Source organism: Pseudomonas sp. ADAK7 (assembly GCF_012935675.1).
In the GTDB taxonomy this organism is placed as follows: Bacteria; Pseudomonadota; Gammaproteobacteria; order Pseudomonadales; family Pseudomonadaceae; genus Aquipseudomonas.
The window spans coordinates 4,986,867-5,006,251 of record NZ_CP052861.1; the positions used below are offsets into that span (position 1 = coordinate 4,986,867).

A 19,385-nucleotide genomic window follows, 5' to 3' on the forward strand; every position below is an offset into this window, starting at 1 on the left:
GCCCATGTGGGAGCGGGCTTGTGTGGCGAGGGAGCTTGCTCCCGTTCGACTGCGAAGCAGTCGCAAAGCTTAGGGCCGCTGCGCGACCCAGCGGGAGCAAGCTCCCTCGCCACAAGAAGCCCGCTCCCACAGGGGGAGCAGGCAGCAGGACCAATCAGTAGCGGTAAGCGTGCGGCTTGAACGGGCCTTCGACGGTCACGCCAATGTAGTCGGCCTGGGTCTTGGTCAGTTGAGTCACAACGCCGCCGAAACCGCGGACCATTTCCAGGGCCACTTCTTCGTCGAGTTTCTTCGGCAGTACTTCAACGGTCAGGCGCTCGGCTTTCTGGGCTGGCGACAGGTCGGCGTACTTCTGGCCGAACAGGAAGATCTGCGCCAGAACCTGGTTGGCGAACGAACCGTCCATGATGCGGCTTGGGTGACCGGTGGCGTTACCCAGGTTTACCAGACGGCCTTCGGCCAGCAGGATCAGGTAGTCGTCGTTCTGGGCATCGAATGCGCCAGGACCGGTACGGTGGATTTTGTGAACCTGTGGCTTCACTTCTTCCCATGCCCAGTTCTTGCGCATGAAAGCGGTGTCGATTTCGTTGTCGAAGTGGCCGATGTTGCAGACAACAGCGCGCTTCTTCAGGGCTTTGAGCATGTTCGAGTCGCAAACATTGACGTTACCGGTGGTGGTCACGATCAGGTCGATCTTGCCCAGCAGCGCTTTGTCGATGGATGCTTCGGTGCCGTTGTTGATGCCGTCGATGAACGGCGAAACCAGTTCGAAACCGTCCATGCAGGCTTGCATGGCGCAGATCGGGTCAACTTCGGAGACTTTAACGATCATACCTTCCTGACGCAGGGACTGAGCGGAGCCCTTGCCCACGTCACCGTAACCGATGACCAGCGCTTGCTTGCCGGACAGCAGGTGGTCGGTGCCGCGCTTGATTGCGTCGTTCAGGCTGTGACGGCAGCCGTACTTGTTGTCGTTCTTGCTCTTGGTTACCGAGTCGTTGACGTTGATGGCCGGGATTTTCAGCTCGCCCTTGGCCAGCATGTCCAGCAGGCGGTGAACGCCAGTGGTGGTTTCTTCGGTGACGCCGTGGACGCGGTCCAGGATCGTCGGGTATTTCTTGTGCAGCAGCTCGGTCAGGTCGCCGCCGTCGTCGAGGATCATGTTGGCATCCCATGGCGCGCCATCTTTGAGGATGGTTTGCTCCAGGCACCACTCGTACTCTTCTTCGGTCTCGCCTTTCCAGGCGTAAACCGCGATGCCGGCAGCGGCGATAGCTGCAGCGGCCTGGTCTTGAGTCGAGAAAATGTTGCAGGACGACCAGCGTACTTCGGCACCCAGGGCAACCAGGGTTTCGATCAGCACGGCAGTCTGGATGGTCATGTGGATGCAGCCGAGAATCTTGGCGCCCTTGAGCGGCTGCTCACCGGCGTACTTGCGGCGCAGACCCATCAGGGCAGGCATTTCGGATTCGGCGATGATGGTTTCGCGACGGCCCCAGGCAGCCAGGGACATGTCGGCGACTTTGTAATCGGTAAAATCTGCAGGCGTGATAACAGCGCTCATGATGAGCCTCCATTCGTAATGTATGCGAATGGGCGCCGTTGTGCGTTTAGTGTCTGGCCTGGGCCAGTCAACGCCCCATCCGAGCCTGACAGGTTTGACCTGCTGCAGCGCCCCTCGGACAGGTGGCGGGAAAACGGTAGCAATGGAACGTTACCGTTTTGAAACGGTGGCGATTATAGCGGGCTATTCTTATCTTCCAAAGCCTTTCTGTTGGTCAATGTCCGAACGGTAATCGAGACCATAGTCGATGCTTAATAGAGCTCTAGGTCGGGCTCTGCCATGATGCCCCCCATCATTCGGCAAGACGCTCAGGAGTGAACATGAATTTCCACACCCGCAAATGGGTAAAACCCGAAGACCTCAACCCCAACGGCACGCTGTTCGGCGGCAGCCTGTTGCGCTGGATCGACGAAGAAGCGGCGATCTACGCCATCGTCCAGCTGGGCAATCAGCGCGTGGTCACCAAGTACATTTCCGAAATCAACTTTGTCAGTGCCTCGCGCCAGGGCGACATCATCGAACTGGGCATCACCGCCACCGAGTTCGGTCGCACCTCGATCACCCTGACCTGCGAAGTGCGCAACAAGATCACCCGTAAAAGCATCCTGACGGTCGAGCGCATGGTGTTCGTCAACCTGGGTGAAGACGGCTTGCCGGCACCTCACGGCCGCACAGAGATCCTGTACGTCAAAGACCAGTTCAAGGACGAGGTCGTCAACGATTAACCCGGTCATCTGTGGCGAGGGAGCTTGCTCCCGTCCGGCTGCGCAGCAGTCGTAAATCCAGCGATGCGGTCTGCCTGGAATAATAGGGTGTCAGGTTTTGGGGCCGCTTCGCAGCCCAGCGGGAGCAAGCTCCCTCGCCACAAGGGTTTGTTTCGTTTGGGTGGTCAGTGAACAGCTCCGAACCCCGCGTGTCGTACCTACATGACACGCCACCGGTTGCGGAGCTCCATGGACACTCAAAAAGACGGCAAGACCCCGAACCTCTCGGCAGAAGAACAGCACGAAGCCGACCGTAACCAGCCACCCCGCGCGGCGGTATTGCACGAAATCATCCGCACCCAGGGCGATCAGGAGCTCGAGCGCAGTGTCGCGGCGCTCTGGTGGTCGGCGCTGGCCGCCGGCCTGACCATGGGCCTGTCGCTGATGGCCATGGGGCTGCTCAATTCCCGGCTGCCGGACGGTGAAGGCTTCAAGGTGATCGCCAGTTTCGGCTACTGCGCCGGATTTCTCGCGGTGATCCTGGCGCGCCAGCAACTGTTCACCGAGAACACCCTGACGGCCGTGCTGCCGATCATGACCAAACCCACGCTGAACAATTTCGGCCGACTGCTGCGCCTGTGGAGCGTGGTGCTGGTCGGCAACCTGTGCGGCACGTTGCTGGTGGCCTACGTGATGCTGCACCTGCCGATTTTCGACACCAAGACCGACCTGGCCTTCCTCGACATCGGGCGCAAGATCATGGAAAACAGTGCCAGCCAGATGTTCGCCAAAGGCATCATTTCCGGCTGGATGATCGCCACCATGGTCTGGATGATCCCGTCCATGGAAAGCGCCAAGATGTGGATCATCATCCTCATCACCTACCTGATGGCGCTGGGGGATTTCACCCACATCGTTGTCGGTTCGGCGGAAGTGTCGTACCTGGTGTTTGCCGGCGAGTTGCCGTGGAAGGATTTCTGGCTGGTGTTTGCCGGGCCGACGCTGGCGGGCAACATCATTGGCGGCAGTTTCATCTTTGCGCTGATCAGCCATGCGCAGGTGCGCAGTGAAAGCGGTGCGCCGAAAAAGTCTGCGGATCAGGCTAAGGAACCTGACCCGCAGAAGATCAAGAAGTGATCAGTGATGCTCAGCCTGTGTCGTTGGCACAGGCTCATCCTTGGTCACGTGCTTGACCAGTTTGCCGATGCTCAATCCCTGCAGCAGGATCGACGACAACACCACGATGTAGGTGATGCTCAAGATCAGATCGCGCTCCGGGCCCAGCGGCAGGGCCAGGGCCAACGCCACCGACACACCGCCGCGCAAACCACCCCAGGTCAGAATCCGGATCGTCCCGCGCGGCACTGTGCGCCAGCGCCGCAACAGCAGGATGGCCGGGGCCACGGTCAACAGGCGCGACAGCAGAATCGCCAACGCCAGCAAACTCGCGGCCAGTACGTGCAGCCAGTTGAACGGCAGCAGCAACAGCTCCATGCCGATCAGCGCAAACAGCAGCGCATTGAGCATGTCATCGAGCAGTTCCCAGAAACCGTCCAGATACTTGCGGGTCATGTCGTTCATCGCCAGGTTGCGGCCCAGGTTGCCGATGATCAGGCCGGCGACCACCATCGCGATCGGCGCGGAAACGTGCAGCTCCGAAGCCATGGCCGAACCGCCGATCACCAGCGCCAGGGTCAGCATCACTTCGATCTGATGCTGCTCGATGCTCTTGATCATCAGGTACACGAGGTAGCCGATCAGTCCGCCGAACACCACGCCGCCAATCGCTTCGTGGGCGAACAGCATGGCCGTGGCGCCGACGGTCGGGGTTTCGCCCAATTGCGCGATGCCCAGCAACACGGTGAAGACCACCACCGCTGTGCCGTCGTTGAACAGCGACTCGCCGACGATGGTGGTTTTCAGCGGCTTGGACGCGTTGGCGGTCCGCAGCACACCGAGTACCGCAATCGGGTCGGTGGGGGAAATCAGCGCGCCGAACAGCAGGCAATACAAGAAGCTCACGTGCCAGCCGAACAGGGCAAAAATGTAATAGGCGAGGCTGCCGATCACCGCTGTGGCGATCAAGACACCAAAGGTCGCGAGCAAGCCGATGGGCCAGCGGTAGCTGCGCAAGTCGTTCAGATTGACGTGCAGGGCGCCGGCGAATAGCAGGAACGACAGCATCCAGTTCATCAGCAGATCACCGAAGTCGATCTGGCCGATCAGCAGTTGTACGCGCTCTTCGAGGCCGGGGTAGCCGAGGAGGCTCAGGCCTTGCAACAGCAGGGAGAACATCAGCGCTGTGACCATGACGCCGATGGTCGGGGGTAGGCCGATGAAGCGAAAATTCACGTAGGTGAGAAGGGACGTGAGGCAAATAAACGCAGCGACAAGTTCAAGCATCCGGGGTCCTTTGGATGGTGGGAAGAAAATGGGTTTCAGGCAGGTGCACCGTGTGAGCTGCTTCCCGGGCAAGCCTCGCTCCTACAGGGGTGAGGTTGTCGCCCAGTTTGTGAACGACACCCATCTCGTAGGAGCGAGGCTTGCCCGCGAAGGCATAGTCATGGACGGCGCAGTTGTTCAGCCGGACACATTGACCGCCGCCGCCCCCCGACGTTGCAGGTAAATATAGAAAAGCGCCGTCAGCACCGTCAGGCCACTGACCAGCGCCCCGGTCCATGGCAAATCCGCCAGGTCCGCGCCACTGGCAACCACCAGCCCGCCAATCCACGCACCCGCGGCGTTGCCGAGATTGAACGCACTCTGGTTCAACGTCGAACCCAGGTTCGGCGCTTCATGGGCCTGATCAATGATCAGCAGTTGCAGAATCGGGCACAGGGCAAACGCAAAAATCCCCCACAATACCAACGTAATCGCCGCCGGAATCACCGAATGGCTGGTCTGGCTGAACGCCGCCAACACCACCGCGACGGCCAGTGCCATGCCCACCAGCGAAGGCAACAGACGACTGTCCGCCAGGCGACCACCGAGCATACTGCCCGCCGTCAAACCGACGCCGAACAACAGCAACATGATGGTCACGCCGTGAGGGCTGACACCGGTGATGTCTTGCAGGATCGGCGCGATATAGGTGAAGACGCTGAACAGACTGGTGGACGCCAACACGCTCATGCCCAGGGCCAGCAGCACGTTGACCTTGCCCAGCACCTTGAACTCGCTGGCCAGGTTGGCCTTGTCCATGGCGATGTCCTTCGGCAACCACAGCCATTGGGCGATGGCCGCAATGACGCCGATCACCGACACCGCCCAGAACGTCGAGCGCCACCCGGCGTATTGGCCGAGCGCGGTGCCCAGTGGCACGCCGAGCACGTTGGCCAGGGTCAAGCCGGTGAACATCATGGCAATCGCCTGGGCTCGTTTGTTCGGTGCCACCAGACCGGCAGCCACCACCGAACCGATGCCGAAGAATGCGCCGTGGCACAACGCGGTCACCACTCGCGCCGCCATCAGCGTCGCGTAATTCGGCGCCAGGGCGCAGAGGATGTTGCCGAGGATGAACATCAGCGTCATCCCCAGCAGCGTGGCTTTGCGCGGCATGTTGGCGGTGCCGATCGCCAGGATCGGCGCGCCGAACACCACGCCCAGGGCGTAGCCGGTGATCAACAGGCCAGCGTGGGGAATGCTCACGGCGAGGTCGCGGGCGACATCGGGCAGCAAACCCATGATGACGAATTCAGTGGTGCCGATGCCGAACGCGGCAACAGCGAGGGCAAACAGGGCGAGTGGCATGCGCAAGGTCTCTGTCGGTAGTCTTGACGCTCGGATCAGGCATGCGCAGGCCATCGACCGTTCTCGATGAGAGCGGGCGGGGGCAGAATTTATTGGAATTAGTCTGTGCGCAACTGAGTGCGGCGTGGTCGCTTGCAGTATAAACAGCTGCGGACATATGGCGAATCAATTCTCCGCCCCGATTCCTGTAGGCGCATGGCTTGCCCGCGATGGCGATCTCAAGAATGTCATCGCGGGCAAGCCTTGCTCCTACAGGGGCGGCGTGGACAACAAAAAGGAGTAAGCCGTGCTTGCAACAGCACTGGTGTTGGTAGCGGCGCTGTTACACGCGGCGTGGAATACCCTGATCAAGTTCAGCGCCGAACGGCTGCTGGTGGTGGCGTGCATGGACTCGGTGGCGATGCTGTTTGTCGCCGTGATGCTGCCGTTCGTGAACGTGCCACCGATTGCAATCTGGCCATGGATCCTGGCGTCGGCGGCGTTTGAATTGCTCTATCGCTACCTGCTGATCCAGGCCTATCGGGTCGGTGACCTGGGGCTGGTCTATCCGCTGATGCGTGGCCTGTCGCCGTTGGTGGTGCTGGCGCTGACGCTGATCTTCGCCGGGGAAGTGCTGACGAATCAGCAGATCTTCGGCATTTTGCTGATCCCGTTCGGCATGCTGTGCCTGCTATGGCAGGGCGGTGGCGGTGCGCGATTGCCATGGTCGATGCTGCCGGTGGTGGCGCTGATCGGCCTGTGCATCGGCTGCTACACCTTCATCGATGGCCAGGCGTTGCGGCGCTGGTCTCATCCGCTGGATTATCTGGTGTGGGTCACGCTGCTCAGTGCCTGGCCGTTCCCGCTGCTGGCGCTGGTGCGCAAGCGGCCGGCGTTCATGTTGTTCTGGCGTGAACAGTGGCGACTGGGGCTGGCGGTCGGGTTTTGCGTGTTGTTCAGCTACGCTTTGGTGCTGTGGGCGATGCAGCTGGGCTCGATTGCCGAAGCGGCGGCGTTGCGCGAGATCAGTGTGATCCTGGTGGTGTTGTTCGGCATGCGCTACTTGAAAGAACCTTTCGGCCGGCCACGGCTCTTAGCCTGTGGGTTGGTGCTGATCGGCATCCTGGTGATGAAGTTTTGACCGACCACCGAATTTCTGAAAACTGAAGAAGGGACTGCTTTATGACGGTTGCTCTGTGGTGCGTATTGATCGCGATTTTCCTGCCCTATGTCTGCACGGCCATCGCCAAGGCCAGTGGCAGGTACAACCTGAAAGACAACCATGATCCCCGGGACTTTCTCGAATCGCTGAATGGTTTGGGCCGGCGTGCGCATGCGGCGCAGTTGAACAGCTTCGAAGTGATGCCGGCGTTCGCGGTGGCCGTGCTCGCGGCCCATCTGGTGGGCACGGCGCAGTTGGTGACGGTCAACGTGCTGGCGGTGCTGTTTATCACCAGTCGGCTGCTGTACATCATTTGCTATCTGGCGGACTGGGCGATCTTGCGGTCACTGGTGTGGTTTGTGGGGATGGGGTTGATTGCCAGTTTCTTTTTTGTGTCGATCTGATTGAGGCAAGAGTAAAGGATCGCAGCCTGCGGCGGCTCCTACAGGGACCGTGTTCACAACGATTCCCCATAGGAGCCTGCGATTTTTTGCCTTTAAGGCTTGTCAGCCACCTGCGGGACTTGCGGCAGCGCCGCGCCTTTGGGCCACAACATCCAGATCTGCCCCTGCTGTTTCATATCCCCCGCCAGTTGCCCGGCCGCTTCGCCGGTGCCCCAGAACAGGTCCGCCCGCACTTCGCCGGCAATCGCGCCGCCGGTGTCCTGAGCCGCCACCGGGCGAACCAGTGCGCTGCCGTCCGGTTTGGTGGTGGATAACCACAACAGACTGCCCAGCGGAATCACTTTGCGATCCACCGCCGCGCTGTAGCCGGCCGTCAGCGGAACGTTGAGCGAACCGCGTGGCCCTTCGTTGCTGTCCGGGTTGCGGGTGAAGAACACGTAGCTCGGGTTGCTACCGAGCAGTTGCGGAATGCGCGACGGATTGGCCTTGGCCCAGGTGCTGATGGCGCCCATGGTCACGTCTTCTTTCTTCAGCTCACCCTGATCCACCAGCCAGCGGCCGATCGGTCGATAGGGGTGGCCGTTCTGGTCGGCATAAGCGATGCGCAGTTGGCGGCCGTCATCGAGCTGGATGCGCCCGGAGCCCTGGATTTGCAGGAACTGCAGGTTCATCGGGTCGGTCAGCCAGGCCACGACCGGGGCCTTGACCCCTTTGCTCTCGATGGTGGCGGCATCGTCATACGGCTTGAGCACGCGACCTTCGAGTCGCCCGCGCAGGCGTTTGCCCTTGAGCTCTGGGTAAATGCTGTCCAGGGACACAATGATCATGTCCTCGGGCACGCCGTACACCGGGACGTTCGCCACTTCGGTCTGGGTCAGGCTGCCGGGGTACACCGGTTCGTAGTAGCCGGTGATCAGGCCATTGGGATTGTCGTTGGCAGCACGCAGGCCGTAGACGTCCAGGTTCTGCTTGAGGAAGCCGCGAATCTCGCCGGCGGTTTGCGGCACAGTGGCGGAAGCGGCGCAGGTCGCGCCCCAGACCGGGTCAGCCTTGAGTCGGGTGCAGGCGCTGCGCCAGGAACCGAAACCGGCCACCAGATCGTCGTCGGACACGGTTGGCAACGCTTCCCAGGTGGCGCTGGTGTAAGTGGCCAGGGCATGGGTTTTCGGGGTGTTGTTTTCGCCGCCGGTGCAGCCTGCGAGCACGGCCACCATCGGAAGGGTCCAGGTCAGGCGGGGGCGCCAGGCCTTGATACGGCTGTTCATGGAGTTATTCCTTTGACGGTTGCCTGAGTGCTCCATGCGCTCAAACAACCCTTATTGATAATAGGGCTATTGGTGTTTGCCGATGACGCGAGGATACTGGCCGCCGTTCCCCGTAACCTGAAGCCACCATGACTTTTAAAAGACTTTCTGTTGTATTGCTGGCCTGCCTGACCTTGTCCGCCTGTGGCGGTGTCGATCCGAATTCGCCGTTGGGTCAGCGCAAGGCGATCTTCAAGCAAATGCTCAAGACCGGCGAAGACCTGGGTGGCATGTTGCGTGGGCGTATTCCGTTCGACGGGCCGAAATTTGCCGAGGGTGCGGTGAAACTCGATGCGCTGTCCCATGAGCCGTGGAAACATTTTCCACAGGTGCGTGAAGAAGATCACACCAGCGCCAAGGATGATGTCTGGCAGCAGCAGGCACGCTTCCAGGAAATGGCCCGCAACCTTGAAGGCGCCACCGGTGAATTGGTGATTGCCAGCAAGGTCCAGCCGTACAAGGCCAGTAACCTTGGGCCGGCGGTGCAGAAAGTCGAAGATGCCTGCAGTGCGTGCCATAAACAGTTTCGGGATCATTGATCGCAGATCAAAAGCGGACGCGGAGCGTCCATGGCTGCATTCCCACGCCGAGCGTGGGAACGATCTTCCTGAAACTTACTTATCCAACTCATCCAGCGCTTCCTGCAATTCCTTGCGGGATTCGGCGAGTTTGTCTTTTCGTTTGTTGATTTTCTCAGCGTCGCCCTTGCTCATGGCCTTGTCGAGATCGGCCTGACGCTTGCTGACTTCATGCTTGGCTTCGAGCACCTTGTTTTCCCGCTCCTTCTTCAAGGAGGCGTCGGTGCAGTGGGCGGTGACTTCCTTTAGAGCGGTTTCCAGGCCTGCCTGCTGATCGGCGTTGCCGTGAGACTTGGCCAGTTCGATCTGGTTGACGATGCCCTGTTTCTTGGCGGCGCATCCGGTCAGTTCCGGGATTTCTTCGGCCGCCATCAGTGGCGCGGCCATCATGCCGCAAAGGGTCAACAGAGCGAGCGGTGCAAGAAATTTCATAAAAGCTCCATGCAAAAAAGGCAATCGGGTCGAGGTGGCAATGGGCTGTTTGAGCGCAGCGCCACCATTGGGTTCCCGGGCTGACAGGCATTGTTGGTCGCTAAAAACCGTCAATCCCTGCCACACGTAATGTTTCACTCAAGGCCAGGACCTGCGGGTCGCGAAAAAACGCGCTCAGTTGCGTTGCGCGTCCCGGGCCGATGCCGGCTTCGGCCTGCCATTGTTCGTGGCTGCGTTGCGCCAGGGTCTGCCATGAATCGGCAAGTTGCGCCTGGCCCGTCGGCGGCAAGCCCAGGGCTTTTAGCCAGCGAGCAAAAGGACGTTGCCGGGCACTTTCAAAACTGTTTAAAAGGCGAGCACTGCTGCGCTCGCCGAAGCCATCAATGTTAGCAAGCTCTTGAGCATCGAGGGTCAACCAATCCAGCAGGTTGTTGAGACGGCCTGTTTCGAGAAGTTTCTCCCAGGTGCCGGGGCCGACATGCGGTAGCGCCAGCCCCTGCTTGCCGCTGAGCCAGGTCAGCCGCGCGAGGAATTGACTCTCGCAGCCCGGCGTTGGCTGCCAGCAGCTCAGCGGATGAAAGTCTGCAGCCAGCGGTGCATTCACTTCCGGGCGTTCGGTGCTGCGCAGCACCACATCATCGAGCCTGGGAATGGTCAGGCCCGCCAGGCTGATGGCGACCTGATCGCCGGGACGAATGTCCAGTTGTTCCCAGCGTTGCAGGGAGCTGACGCTCACGCGCTTGATCTGCCGGTCATCGAGCTTCACCGGCGACAGCTCCAGTACCGGGGTGATCCGCCCGGTTCGGCCGATCTTGAAATGGACCTTGCGCACCTCGGCCAGCGCCTGGGCGAAGGGGTATTTCCAGGCGACGCTCCAGTAGGGCGGCCGGGCCTGCCAGCGTTCGGCGGGAGGGCGCGAATCCTGGCGCAGAACGATGCCATCGCTGGCGAAGGGCAGGGGCGAGCGATACCAGTGGTCGCGCCAGTGCTGCGCGTCGGCAAATGTATTGATCGGTTGGCTGTAGAGCCCGGTGGGCGGGAAACCCAACGCTTCCAGCGTCGCCACCCGGGACGGCAAACTCGTCGGGCCTTGCGGCCAATCCCAGACAAACAATCCGATCCCGGCCGCCTGTTCGCTGCTCAGCGACTTGCGCGCCATCAGCCCGGCCACGCTGGCGCGGGCGTTGAGGCTGCCGGCCTGGGCTTGTACGTGGTCGGTCAGGCGCCAATAGAGTTCGCCTTGCAGCACCAAGTCCAGCGGTTGCGGCAGCCGTTGGGGAATGGCGGCGATGTTGCGCGCGGCGGCGGTCCAGTCCTGGCCATTGATGCCGTCGCCACGACTGATCGCTTGGTGCAGCAGGCCATTGCGGTAAATCAGCGACACCGCCACGCCATCAACCTTGGGTTGAATCCAGACGTCTTTGCGATCACGCAGCCAATCTGCGACGGCACGTTCATCGTGCAGTTTTTCCAGGCCGGTGTGGACGACCGGGTGAGCCACCTTGCCGCGCGCCGTTCGCAGCGGCTGGGCGGACGGGACGAGGTTGAAGCAGGTGCTCCATTGCGTCAGCCGGGTTCGGGACTGGTCATAGAGTTCGTCGGCGATCAGCGAGCGGCCGTTGCGGTGATAGCTGTCGTCCCAGCGGTCGATTTGCTGTTGCAGGGCGGTGATTTCGGCCTCGGCGCGAGTGGGTGGCCAGTCGGGACAGTCGGCGGCGCTGGCGGTCAGGGAGGTCAGCAGGAGGGCGAAAAACAGGCGCAGGTTGGGGAGCATCGAGAGCGTCCTTGCTCATTGGGATGCTTGAAAGGCTAGTCGGTCATGAGTTTTGTGAAAGCGGGGTGTTTTTCGAGGTGTTTCGAGGACACTCTTCCATCATGAAAAAGCCCCGCACGGCGCGAACCGTGCGGGGCTTTTGGTACCGCCGGGGAAGTCTTACAGGCCGGCAGCAGCGCGCAAGGATTCGGCGCGGTCGGTCTTTTCCCAGGTGAACGTGGTGAACGTATCGTCGCCCACGGTCTTGGTTTGCGGGGTGCGACCGAAGTGGCCGTACGCAGCAGTTTCCTGGTACATCGGGTGCAGCAGGTCGAGCATGGTGGTGATTGCGTATGGACGCAGGTCGAACACTTCGCGAACCAGTTTGACGATTTTGTCGTCGCTGATTTTGCCGGTGCCGAAGGTGTTCAACGAGATCGACGTAGGCTGAGCCACACCGATCGCGTAGGAAACCTGGATCTCGCAACGCTCGGCCAGGCCGGCCGCAACGATGTTCTTCGCCACATAACGACCGGCGTAGGCCGCCGAACGGTCAACCTTCGATGGATCTTTACCGGAGAACGCGCCGCCGCCGTGACGGGCCATGCCGCCGTAGCTGTCGACGATGATCTTGCGACCGGTCAAACCGCAGTCGCCAACCGGGCCGCCGATGATGAACTGGCCAGTCGGGTTGATGTGGAACTGGGTGTCTTTGGTCAGCAGTTCGGCAGGCAGCACGTGCTTGACGATCAGCTCCATCACGCCTTCGCGCAGGTCTTTGTACGACACTTCAGGGTTGTGCTGGGTCGACAGAACAACGGCGTCGATACCGACAACCTTGCCGCCTTCGTAACGGCAAGTCACTTGCGACTTGGCGTCCGGGCGCAGCCAAGGCAGCAGGCCGGATTTACGGGCTTCGGCTTGCCTTTGCACAAGCTGGTGCGAGAACGTGATCGGTGCAGGCATCAGCACTTCGGTTTCGTTGCTGGCGTAGCCGAACATCAGGCCCTGGTCGCCGGCGCCCTGATCTTCAGGCTTGGCACGGTCGACACCCTGGTTGATGTCAGGAGACTGCTTGCCGATGATGTTCATCACGCCGCAAGTGGCACCGTCGAAACCGACATCGGAGCTGTTGTAGCCGATGTCCAGAATGACGTTACGCACGATTTCTTCCAGGTCGACCCAGGCCGACGTGGTGACTTCACCTGCGATGATTGCCACGCCAGTCTTGACCAGAGTCTCGCACGCCACACGGGCGAACTTGTCTTCAGCAATGATGGCGTCCAGCACCGCATCGGAAATCTGGTCGGCGATTTTGTCCGGATGCCCTTCAGACACGGACTCGGAGGTGAAGAGGGAGTATTCGCTCATCTCGATGTTTTCCTGAATTTACCGATGGTGAGTGTCGCCAGCCGGCCGCTGAAAATGGCGGACCTGAATCTGGAAACCATTACGTAAGCCTACATAGAGGCTTTCCCCGGGAACGAGTCCCGCAGCGGTGGCCCAACGGGCCAGATCGTCCTGTTCAAACCCCAACCATAGATCACCGCAGGCCTCCCTGGCCCAACTCTGGTTGTGGCTACATAACTCTGTCACTAACAGGCTACCGCCTGGTTGCAGCAAGCCGGCCATGTGCTTGAGCGCTTCGGCCGGTGCGGCGAAATGGTGCAGCACCATGTTCAGTACAACGCAATCGGCGGTCAGGCTGACACCATTCAATGCATCGGCCAATTGCAGGCTGACGTTAGTCAGCCTTTCACGTTCACAGACGTGGCGCGCCAACTCGAGCATCGCCGCACTGTTGTCCAGCGCCGTGACCTGGGTGAAGCGGCGCGCCAGTTCCGGCAGAAAACCGCCATCGCCGGGGCCGACTTCAATCGCCGTGGCGCCTGCGCTGAAACTCAGCTTGTCGAGCAGCGCCACCACGCTTTCGCGGTACTGCGGCAGGCCGGCGATCAAATCTTGCTGGGCGCGAAACTTCTCCGCCACCCGTGAGAAAAAGTCCTGGCTGGCCGCCGCCCGTTGCCCGTGTACCTGAGCGATCCGCGATTGCACATCGGCCGGCAGAGTCAGGTTATCCACTTCGTCCAACAGGGCCGCGTGTAATTTGCCGCCCAGCAAGTCGGTGTGGGGCAGGGCGCGACGATAGAAAATCGCGTTGCCTTCACGACGGGTCGCCACCAGGTCGGCCTGGGCCAATACCTTGAGGTGATGACTCATGCCCGATTGGCCAATGCCGAAGATCTGCGCCAGTTCCAGTACGCCAAACGAATCGTTGGCCAGCGCGCGCAATACATTCAGGCGCAGAGGATCACCACCGGCCTTGCACAAGGCCGCCAGCTCATCGCAATCGTCATGTTGAATGGAAGGCACGCGTAGATTCATAGGGCCAGCAGTCTAGTGACGGTCAGAAAACCTCGCAAGAGCAATATCAAAAAGTTTTGATATTGCTCGATAGATGGCACTTCTCAATGCTCTGTTGTCTCTACAAACGAATAGCAGAAAGGTTTCATCAGTCGAAACCGTCGTTATCCATTGGAAAAACGCCTCTAGATGACTATCTGTCATTGCCCCGAGGCGGGTGGGTGAGGGAAAATGCTCGCCTTTTTTCCGTTTCGTTTTATTCAAACCCTAGGAGATCAGCGATGCCAAGCCGTCGTGAGCGTGCCAACGCCATTCGTGCCCTCAGCATGGATGCCGTGCAAAAAGCCAACAGCGGCCATCCGGGTGCCCCTATGGGGATGGCGGATATCGCCGAAGTGCTTTGGCGTGACTACATGAAGCACAACCCGAGCAATCCATCGTTCGCCGACCGTGACCGCTTCGTGCTGTCCAACGGCCACGGCTCGATGTTGATCTACTCGCTGCTGCACCTGACCGGTTACGACCTGTCGATCGAAGACCTCAAGCAGTTCCGTCAACTGCACAGCCGCACCCCGGGTCACCCGGAATTCGGCTACACCCCGGGCGTCGAAACCACCACCGGTCCACTGGGCCAAGGCCTGGCCAACGCCGTGGGTTTCGCCCTGGCGGAAAAAGTCCTGGCGGCGCAGTTCAACCGTCCTGGCCACAACATTGTCGACCACCACACCTACGTGTTCCTGGGTGATGGCTGCATGATGGAAGGCATTTCCCACGAAGTCGGCTCCCTGGCCGGTACTTTGGGCCTGGGCAAACTGATCGCCTTCTACGATGACAACGGCATCTCCATCGATGGCGAAGTCGAAGGCTGGTTCACCGACGACACGCCAAAGCGTTTCGAAGCCTACAACTGGCAAGTGATCCGCAACGTTGACGGTCACGACCCGGAAGAAATCAAGACCGCGATCGAGACCGCGCGCAAAAGCGAGCAACCGACCCTGATCTGCTGCAAGACCACCATCGGTTTCGGTTCGCCGAACAAGCAAGGTAAAGAAGACTGCCACGGCGCCCCATTGGGTGACGCGGAAATCGCCCTGACCCGCAAGGCGCTGAACTGGAACCACGGCCCATTCGAAATCCCGGCTGATATCTATGCCGAGTGGGATGCCAAGGAAAAAGGTCGCGCTGCCGAAGCCGAGTGGGATCAGCGTTTTGCTGCTTACTCCGCTGCATTCCCGACCGAAGCCAACGAACTGATCCGTCGTCTGAGCGGTGAACTGCCAGCCGATTTCGCGGAAAAAGCCTCGGCTTACATCGCTGAAGTCGCGGCCAAGGGCGAAACCATCGCCAGCCGTAAAGCCAGCCAGAACGCCTTGAATGCCTACGGCCCGCTGCTGCCTGAACTGCTGGGCGGCTCCGCTGACCTGGCCGGTTCCAACCTGACCCTGTGGAAAGGTTGCAAAGGTGTCTCGGCTGAAGACGCCAGCGGCAACTACATGTACTACGGCGTTCGCGAGTTCGGCATGAGCGCGATCATGAACGGCGTGTCCCTGCATGGCGGTCTGGTGCCTTACGGCGCGACCTTCCTGATGTTCATGGAATACGCGCGCAACGCCGTACGCATGGCCTCGCTGATGAAGAAACGCGTGGTGTTCGTCTACACCCACGACTCCATCGGTTTGGGCGAAGACGGCCCGACTCACCAGCCGATCGAGCAACTGACCAGCCTGCGCAGCACCCCGAACCTCGACACCTGGCGTCCAGCCGATGCCGTGGAATCGGCTGTTTGCTGGAAGCTGGCCATCGAGCGCAAGGACGGCCCTTCGGCGCTGATCTTCTCGCGTCAGAACCTGCAGCACCAGGAGCGTGATGCCGGCCAGATCGCCGACATCGCCCGTGGCGGTTACGTGTTGAAGGATTGCGCAGGCGAGCCTGAGCTGATCCTGATCTCCACCGGTTCGGAAGTGGGCTTGGCGGTTCAGGCTTACGACAAGCTGACCGAGCAAGGCCGCAAGGTTCGCGTTGTTTCGATGCCGTGCACCAGCGTGTTCGACGCTCAAGACGCCGGCTACAAGCAAGCGGTCCTGCCGTTGCAGGTCAGCGCCCGTATCGCCATCGAAGCCGCTCACGCGGACTACTGGTACAAGTACGTGGGCCTGGAAGGCCGCGTCATCGGCATGACCACCTTCGGCGAGTCGGCGCCTGCGCCAGCCTTGTTCGAAGAGTTCGGCTTTACCCTGGAAAACATCCTGGGTCAGGCTGAAGAGTTGCTGGAAGACTAAGTCCGAAGGTTGCGTTGTCCGGGCTGGCCTCTTCGCGGGCAAGCCTCGCTCCTACGAGGGATCGTGTTGTTTTTCATGACAACCGAAAACCTGTAGGCGCGAGGCTTGCCCGCGAAGGCGTCGGCCCTGCCACCACTGCAACAACGGATTCACCACGGTAATCGAGAACCCCATGCCTCAACCGCGTCCTTACAAAGTTGCACTCAACGGCTACGGCCGGATTGGTCGTTGCGTCTTGCGTGCGTTGTTTGAGCGAGGCGAGAAGGCCGGGTTTGAAATTGTCGCGATCAACGATCTGGCTGACATGGCCAGCATCGAATACCTGACACGCTTTGACTCCACTCACGGGCGTTTTCCCGGCGACGTGCGGGTTGAGGACGATTGTCTGCATATTAATGGCAACTGCGTGAAGGTCCTGCGCAGTGCCACCCCCGAAGGCATCGATTGGGCGTCGTTGGACGTCGATCTGGTGCTGGAGTGCTCCGGCGCTTACCACACCCGCGCCGACGGCCAGCGCTTCCTCGACGCCGGTGCGCCACGCGTGTTGTTTTCCCAGCCGATGGCCAGCGAGGCGGATGTCGACGCCACCATCGTCTACGGCGTGAACCAGGATTGCCTGACCGGCGAAGAATTGCTGGTGTCCAACGCGTCCTGCACCACCAACTGCGGCGTGCCGCTGTTGCGCCTGCTGGACCAGGCCATTGGCCTGGAATACGTGTCGATCACCACCATCCACTCGGCGATGAACGATCAACCGGTGATCGACGCCTATCACCACGAAGACCTGCGCCGCACCCGTTCGGCGTTCCAGTCGGTGATCCCGGTGTCCACTGGTCTGGCGCGTGGCATCGAACGCCTGCTGCCGGAACTTGCCGGGCGAATTCAGGCCAAAGCCGTACGGGTGCCGACGGTGAACGTGTCGTGCCTCGACATTACGATGCAAACCGTGAGCGACACCGACGCCACCGAGGTCAACCGGATCCTGCGTGAGGCCGCCACCAGCGGCCCGCTCAAAGGTCTGCTGGCTTACACCGAGCTTCCCCACGCAAGCTGTGATTTTAATCACGACCCACATTCGGCGATCGTCGATGCCAGTCAGACCCGCGTTTCCGGCCCACGGCTGGTGAATATTCTGGCCTGGTTCGACAACGAATGGGGGTTTGCCAACCGAATGCTGGACGTTGCAGAACACTATCTGCAAACAGCTGCCTCTCTTAAACAGTAGGAATTGCGACCCATGACCGTGTTGAAGATGACCGACCTCGATCTGCAAGGTAAACGCGTACTGATCCGCGAAGACCTCAACGTCCCAGTCAAGGACGGTGTTGTCACCAGCGATGCGCGTATCCTGGCTTCGCTGCCGACCATCAAGCTGGCCCTGGAAAAAGGTGCGGCCGTGATGGTCTGCTCGCACCTTGGCCGTCCGACCGAAGGTGAGTTCTCGGCCGAGAACAGCCTCAAGCCCGTCGCCGACTACCTGAGCAAGGCCCTGGGCCGCGAAGTGCCGCTGGTGTCCGACTACCTGGGCGGCGTTGACGTGAAGGCCGGCGACATCGTGCTGTTCGAAAACGTACGCTTCAACAAAGGCGAGAAAAAGAACGCTGACGAATTGGCCCAGCAATACGCCGCCCTGTGCGACGTGTTCGTGATGGACGCCTTCGGCACCGCTCACCGTGCCGAGGGTTCGACCCACGGCGTGGCCAAGTTCGCCAAAGTCGCCGCCGCTGGTCCGTTGCTGGCCGCTGAACTGGACGCACTGGGCAAAGCCCTCGGCGCCCCGGCCCAGCCAATGGCCGCCATCGTTGCCGGCTCCAAGGTCTCGACCAAACTCGACGTGCTCAACAGCCTGAGCCAGATCTGCAACCAGTTGATCGTCGGCGGCGGCATTGCCAACACTTTCCTGGCCGCTGCCGGTCACCCGGTCGGCAAGTCCCTGTACGAACCGGACCTGCTGGACACCGCCCGTGCCATCGCCGCCAAAGTCAGCGTGCCGCTGCCGGTGGACGTGGTGGTTGCCAAGGAATTCGCGGAAGGCGCCACGGCGACCGTCAAACTGATCGCTGATGTAGCGGCAGACGACATGATCCTGGACATCGGCCCACAGACCGCGGCGAATTTCGCCGAGCTGTTGAAGTCGTCCAAGACCATCCTGTGGAACGGCCCGGTGGGGGTGTTCGAATTCGACCAGTTCGGTAACGGCACCAAAGTGCTGGCCCAGGCCATCGCTGAAAGCTCGGCGTTCTCCATTGCCGGCGGCGGCGATACCTTGGCCGCCATCGATAAATATGGCGTTGCCGACAAGATCTCCTACATTTCTACCGGCGGTGGCGCGTTCCTCGAGTTCGTCGAAGGCAAGGTTCTGCCGGCGGTTGAAGTCCTGGAAAGCCGGGCCAAGGCCTGAGATCACTTAAATGACCAGGCAAAGGAGTGTTGATATGGTCAGGACGATTGCGCTGTTGATCGTCGCGGTTTCGCTGACGGCTTGCGGGAGTAACCCGAAAGCCAAGCCCGACCCCGCGCCGTCTGCGCCGGCTGATAAGGGCTGTTACCAGGCCGACTGGCAGGCGGAAACCAACCCGGTGCTCAACAAGCGTTCCGGGCCCGATGGCCTGGACAAATACGAGACACAGACCCCGGCCAAGGAACATGGCTGCCCTTGACGGGTCTGACTCTTTACTCAAGGCCGGCGGCGTGCGCCGTTGGTCGAGGAACATGGATGAAAGGTTTTATCGCCGTCATGGCGCTGGCACTGCTGGCAGGTTGCTCGAATTTCAACCTGTTCAACACCTCGGCGCCCGCGGACAACTGGACCACCTGGACCTGCGACAGCCAGGCCAAAGTGCTCTGGCGCTACACCGACGACAGCCTTAGGGAAGTCGACGTGCGCCTCGGCGGGGCCGATCAGGTCTATCGCCTGAAGCTTGAACCGGGCGCCGAAGGTTCGCTGTACAGCAACGACATGCTGGCGTTTCACGTAAAAGGTGAGGAAGGCCTGGTTTACTGGGTCGCCACCAATGATTTGATCGGCCGCGGTTGTAAAGCCGAGTAATCGATGGCTCGTAGAGAGTTAGGCAACACCGAATGAGCGGACCGGACTCACCCCCGATCTGCA

Annotated in this window: 18 protein-coding genes and 1 riboswitch; of the genes, 10 read left to right on the top strand and 8 right to left on the bottom strand. The window is 60.7% G+C overall.

Annotated features, from left to right (window positions below; genetic code table 11):
- Positions 1-154: 154 nt before the first annotated feature.
- Positions 155-1,564, bottom strand: a complete 1,410-nt coding sequence (gene ahcY / locus HKK53_RS22905; RefSeq protein WP_169372703.1) for an adenosylhomocysteinase — start codon at positions 1,562-1,564, stop codon at positions 155-157.
- Between the two features lie 23 nt (positions 1,565-1,587).
- Positions 1,588-1,686, bottom strand: a riboswitch (S-adenosyl-L-homocysteine riboswitch).
- A 198-nt stretch (positions 1,687-1,884) separates the two neighbouring features.
- Between ahcY and HKK53_RS22910 the strand changes: the two genes are divergently transcribed.
- Together HKK53_RS22910 and HKK53_RS22915 are read left to right on the top strand one after the other, a co-directional pair.
- Positions 1,885-2,289, top strand: coding sequence for an acyl-CoA thioesterase (locus tag HKK53_RS22910; RefSeq protein ID WP_169372704.1), 405 nt, complete (start codon positions 1,885-1,887; stop codon positions 2,287-2,289).
- Between the two features lie 228 nt (positions 2,290-2,517).
- Positions 2,518-3,405, top strand: a complete 888-nt coding sequence (locus HKK53_RS22915) for a formate/nitrite transporter family protein (protein WP_169372705.1) — start codon at positions 2,518-2,520, stop codon at positions 3,403-3,405.
- Here HKK53_RS22915 and HKK53_RS22920 read toward each other — a convergent pair whose 3' ends face one another.
- Together HKK53_RS22920 and HKK53_RS22925 are read right to left on the bottom strand one after the other, a co-directional pair.
- On the bottom strand, positions 3,406-4,671 hold the full coding sequence (locus tag HKK53_RS22920; RefSeq protein ID WP_169372706.1) for a cation:proton antiporter: 1,266 nt from the start codon (positions 4,669-4,671) through the stop codon (positions 3,406-3,408).
- 177 nt (positions 4,672-4,848) lie between these two features.
- A complete protein-coding gene (locus HKK53_RS22925) occupies positions 4,849-6,018 on the bottom strand; it encodes an MFS transporter (RefSeq protein WP_169372707.1) in 1,170 nt (389 codons plus the stop codon).
- A 286-nt stretch (positions 6,019-6,304) separates the two neighbouring features.
- Between HKK53_RS22925 and HKK53_RS22930 the strand changes: the two genes are divergently transcribed.
- Both HKK53_RS22930 and HKK53_RS22935 read left to right on the top strand, forming a co-directional pair.
- Complete coding sequence (locus tag HKK53_RS22930) at positions 6,305-7,138, top strand: EamA family transporter (protein WP_169372708.1); 834 nt, start codon at positions 6,305-6,307, stop codon at positions 7,136-7,138.
- A gap of 41 nt (positions 7,139-7,179) precedes the next feature.
- Positions 7,180-7,563, top strand: a complete 384-nt coding sequence (locus HKK53_RS22935; protein WP_123404270.1) for an MAPEG family protein — start codon at positions 7,180-7,182, stop codon at positions 7,561-7,563.
- A 92-nt stretch (positions 7,564-7,655) separates the two neighbouring features.
- Here the strand turns inward: HKK53_RS22935 and mltA are convergent, their stop codons facing one another.
- Positions 7,656-8,828 (bottom strand): murein transglycosylase A, encoded by a 1,173-nt coding sequence (gene mltA, locus HKK53_RS22940; RefSeq protein WP_169372709.1) that lies wholly within the window; start codon positions 8,826-8,828, stop codon positions 7,656-7,658.
- Between the two features lie 128 nt (positions 8,829-8,956).
- On the opposite strand from mltA, the gene HKK53_RS22945 reads away from it, so the two are divergent.
- Positions 8,957-9,406, top strand: coding sequence for a c-type cytochrome (locus tag HKK53_RS22945; RefSeq protein ID WP_169372710.1), 450 nt, complete (start codon positions 8,957-8,959; stop codon positions 9,404-9,406).
- A gap of 75 nt (positions 9,407-9,481) precedes the next feature.
- Here the strand turns inward: HKK53_RS22945 and HKK53_RS22950 are convergent, their stop codons facing one another.
- The 4 genes from HKK53_RS22950 to HKK53_RS22965 all read right to left on the bottom strand — a co-directional run bounded on the left by HKK53_RS22950 (position 9,482) and on the right by HKK53_RS22965 (position 14,015).
- Positions 9,482-9,877: a DUF1090 domain-containing protein gene (locus HKK53_RS22950; RefSeq protein ID WP_169372711.1), complete on the bottom strand. Its 396-nt coding sequence runs from the start codon at positions 9,875-9,877 to the stop codon at positions 9,482-9,484.
- 100 nt (positions 9,878-9,977) lie between these two features.
- Positions 9,978-11,651, bottom strand: a complete 1,674-nt coding sequence (ligB, locus tag HKK53_RS22955) for an NAD-dependent DNA ligase LigB (RefSeq protein ID WP_169372712.1) — start codon at positions 11,649-11,651, stop codon at positions 9,978-9,980.
- Positions 11,652-11,810: 159 nt separating this feature from the next.
- Complete coding sequence (metK, locus tag HKK53_RS22960; protein ID WP_169372713.1) at positions 11,811-13,001, bottom strand: methionine adenosyltransferase; 1,191 nt, start codon at positions 12,999-13,001, stop codon at positions 11,811-11,813.
- 18 nt (positions 13,002-13,019) lie between these two features.
- Positions 13,020-14,015, bottom strand: a complete 996-nt coding sequence (locus HKK53_RS22965; RefSeq protein ID WP_169372714.1) for an ArsR/SmtB family transcription factor — start codon at positions 14,013-14,015, stop codon at positions 13,020-13,022.
- A 260-nt stretch (positions 14,016-14,275) separates the two neighbouring features.
- Between HKK53_RS22965 and tkt the strand changes: the two genes are divergently transcribed.
- From tkt to HKK53_RS22990, 5 genes are all read left to right on the top strand, one after another.
- Positions 14,276-16,273, top strand: coding sequence for a transketolase (gene tkt, locus HKK53_RS22970; RefSeq protein ID WP_169372715.1), 1,998 nt, complete (start codon positions 14,276-14,278; stop codon positions 16,271-16,273).
- Between the two features lie 172 nt (positions 16,274-16,445).
- Positions 16,446-17,498, top strand: coding sequence for an erythrose-4-phosphate dehydrogenase (gene epd, locus HKK53_RS22975; protein ID WP_169372716.1), 1,053 nt, complete (start codon positions 16,446-16,448; stop codon positions 17,496-17,498).
- A 12-nt stretch (positions 17,499-17,510) separates the two neighbouring features.
- Positions 17,511-18,674, top strand: a complete 1,164-nt coding sequence (locus tag HKK53_RS22980) for a phosphoglycerate kinase (RefSeq protein ID WP_169372717.1) — start codon at positions 17,511-17,513, stop codon at positions 18,672-18,674.
- 34 nt (positions 18,675-18,708) lie between these two features.
- On the top strand, positions 18,709-18,933 hold the full coding sequence (locus HKK53_RS22985; RefSeq protein ID WP_169372718.1) for a hypothetical protein: 225 nt from the start codon (positions 18,709-18,711) through the stop codon (positions 18,931-18,933).
- A 56-nt stretch (positions 18,934-18,989) separates the two neighbouring features.
- Positions 18,990-19,322 carry an MliC family protein gene (locus tag HKK53_RS22990; protein ID WP_149659681.1) on the top strand — a complete coding sequence of 111 codons (333 nt, stop codon included), beginning with the start codon at positions 18,990-18,992 and terminating at the stop codon, positions 19,320-19,322.
- Positions 19,323-19,385: the final 63 nt, after the last annotated feature.

Excerpts from the sequence above, each read along its gene's own strand:
- mltA (WP_169372709.1), bottom strand. The coding sequence starts at position 8,828 with ATGAACAGCCGTATCAAGGCCTGGCGCCCCCGCCTGACCTGGACCCTT.
- HKK53_RS22950 (WP_169372711.1), bottom strand. The coding sequence starts at position 9,877 with ATGAAATTTCTTGCACCGCTCGCTCTGTTGACCCTTTGCGGCATGATG.
- HKK53_RS22945 (WP_169372710.1), top strand. The coding sequence starts at position 8,957 with ATGACTTTTAAAAGACTTTCTGTTGTATTGCTGGCCTGCCTGACCTTG.
- HKK53_RS22915 (WP_169372705.1), top strand. The coding sequence starts at position 2,518 with ATGGACACTCAAAAAGACGGCAAGACCCCGAACCTCTCGGCAGAAGAA.
- ahcY (WP_169372703.1), bottom strand. The coding sequence starts at position 1,564 with ATGAGCGCTGTTATCACGCCTGCAGATTTTACCGATTACAAAGTCGCC.
- HKK53_RS22990 (WP_149659681.1), top strand. The coding sequence starts at position 18,990 with ATGAAAGGTTTTATCGCCGTCATGGCGCTGGCACTGCTGGCAGGTTGC.
- HKK53_RS22925 (WP_169372707.1), bottom strand. The coding sequence starts at position 6,018 with ATGCCACTCGCCCTGTTTGCCCTCGCTGTTGCCGCGTTCGGCATCGGC.
- HKK53_RS22935 (WP_123404270.1), top strand. The coding sequence starts at position 7,180 with ATGACGGTTGCTCTGTGGTGCGTATTGATCGCGATTTTCCTGCCCTAT.
- HKK53_RS22980 (WP_169372717.1), top strand. The coding sequence starts at position 17,511 with ATGACCGTGTTGAAGATGACCGACCTCGATCTGCAAGGTAAACGCGTA.
- HKK53_RS22965 (WP_169372714.1), bottom strand. The coding sequence starts at position 14,015 with ATGAATCTACGCGTGCCTTCCATTCAACATGACGATTGCGATGAGCTG.
- ligB (WP_169372712.1), bottom strand. The coding sequence starts at position 11,651 with ATGCTCCCCAACCTGCGCCTGTTTTTCGCCCTCCTGCTGACCTCCCTG.
- epd (WP_169372716.1), top strand. The coding sequence starts at position 16,446 with ATGCCTCAACCGCGTCCTTACAAAGTTGCACTCAACGGCTACGGCCGG.
- HKK53_RS22985 (WP_169372718.1), top strand. The coding sequence starts at position 18,709 with ATGGTCAGGACGATTGCGCTGTTGATCGTCGCGGTTTCGCTGACGGCT.
- HKK53_RS22920 (WP_169372706.1), bottom strand. The coding sequence starts at position 4,671 with ATGCTTGAACTTGTCGCTGCGTTTATTTGCCTCACGTCCCTTCTCACC.
- metK (WP_169372713.1), bottom strand. The coding sequence starts at position 13,001 with ATGAGCGAATACTCCCTCTTCACCTCCGAGTCCGTGTCTGAAGGGCAT.
- HKK53_RS22910 (WP_169372704.1), top strand. The coding sequence starts at position 1,885 with ATGAATTTCCACACCCGCAAATGGGTAAAACCCGAAGACCTCAACCCC.
- tkt (WP_169372715.1), top strand. The coding sequence starts at position 14,276 with ATGCCAAGCCGTCGTGAGCGTGCCAACGCCATTCGTGCCCTCAGCATG.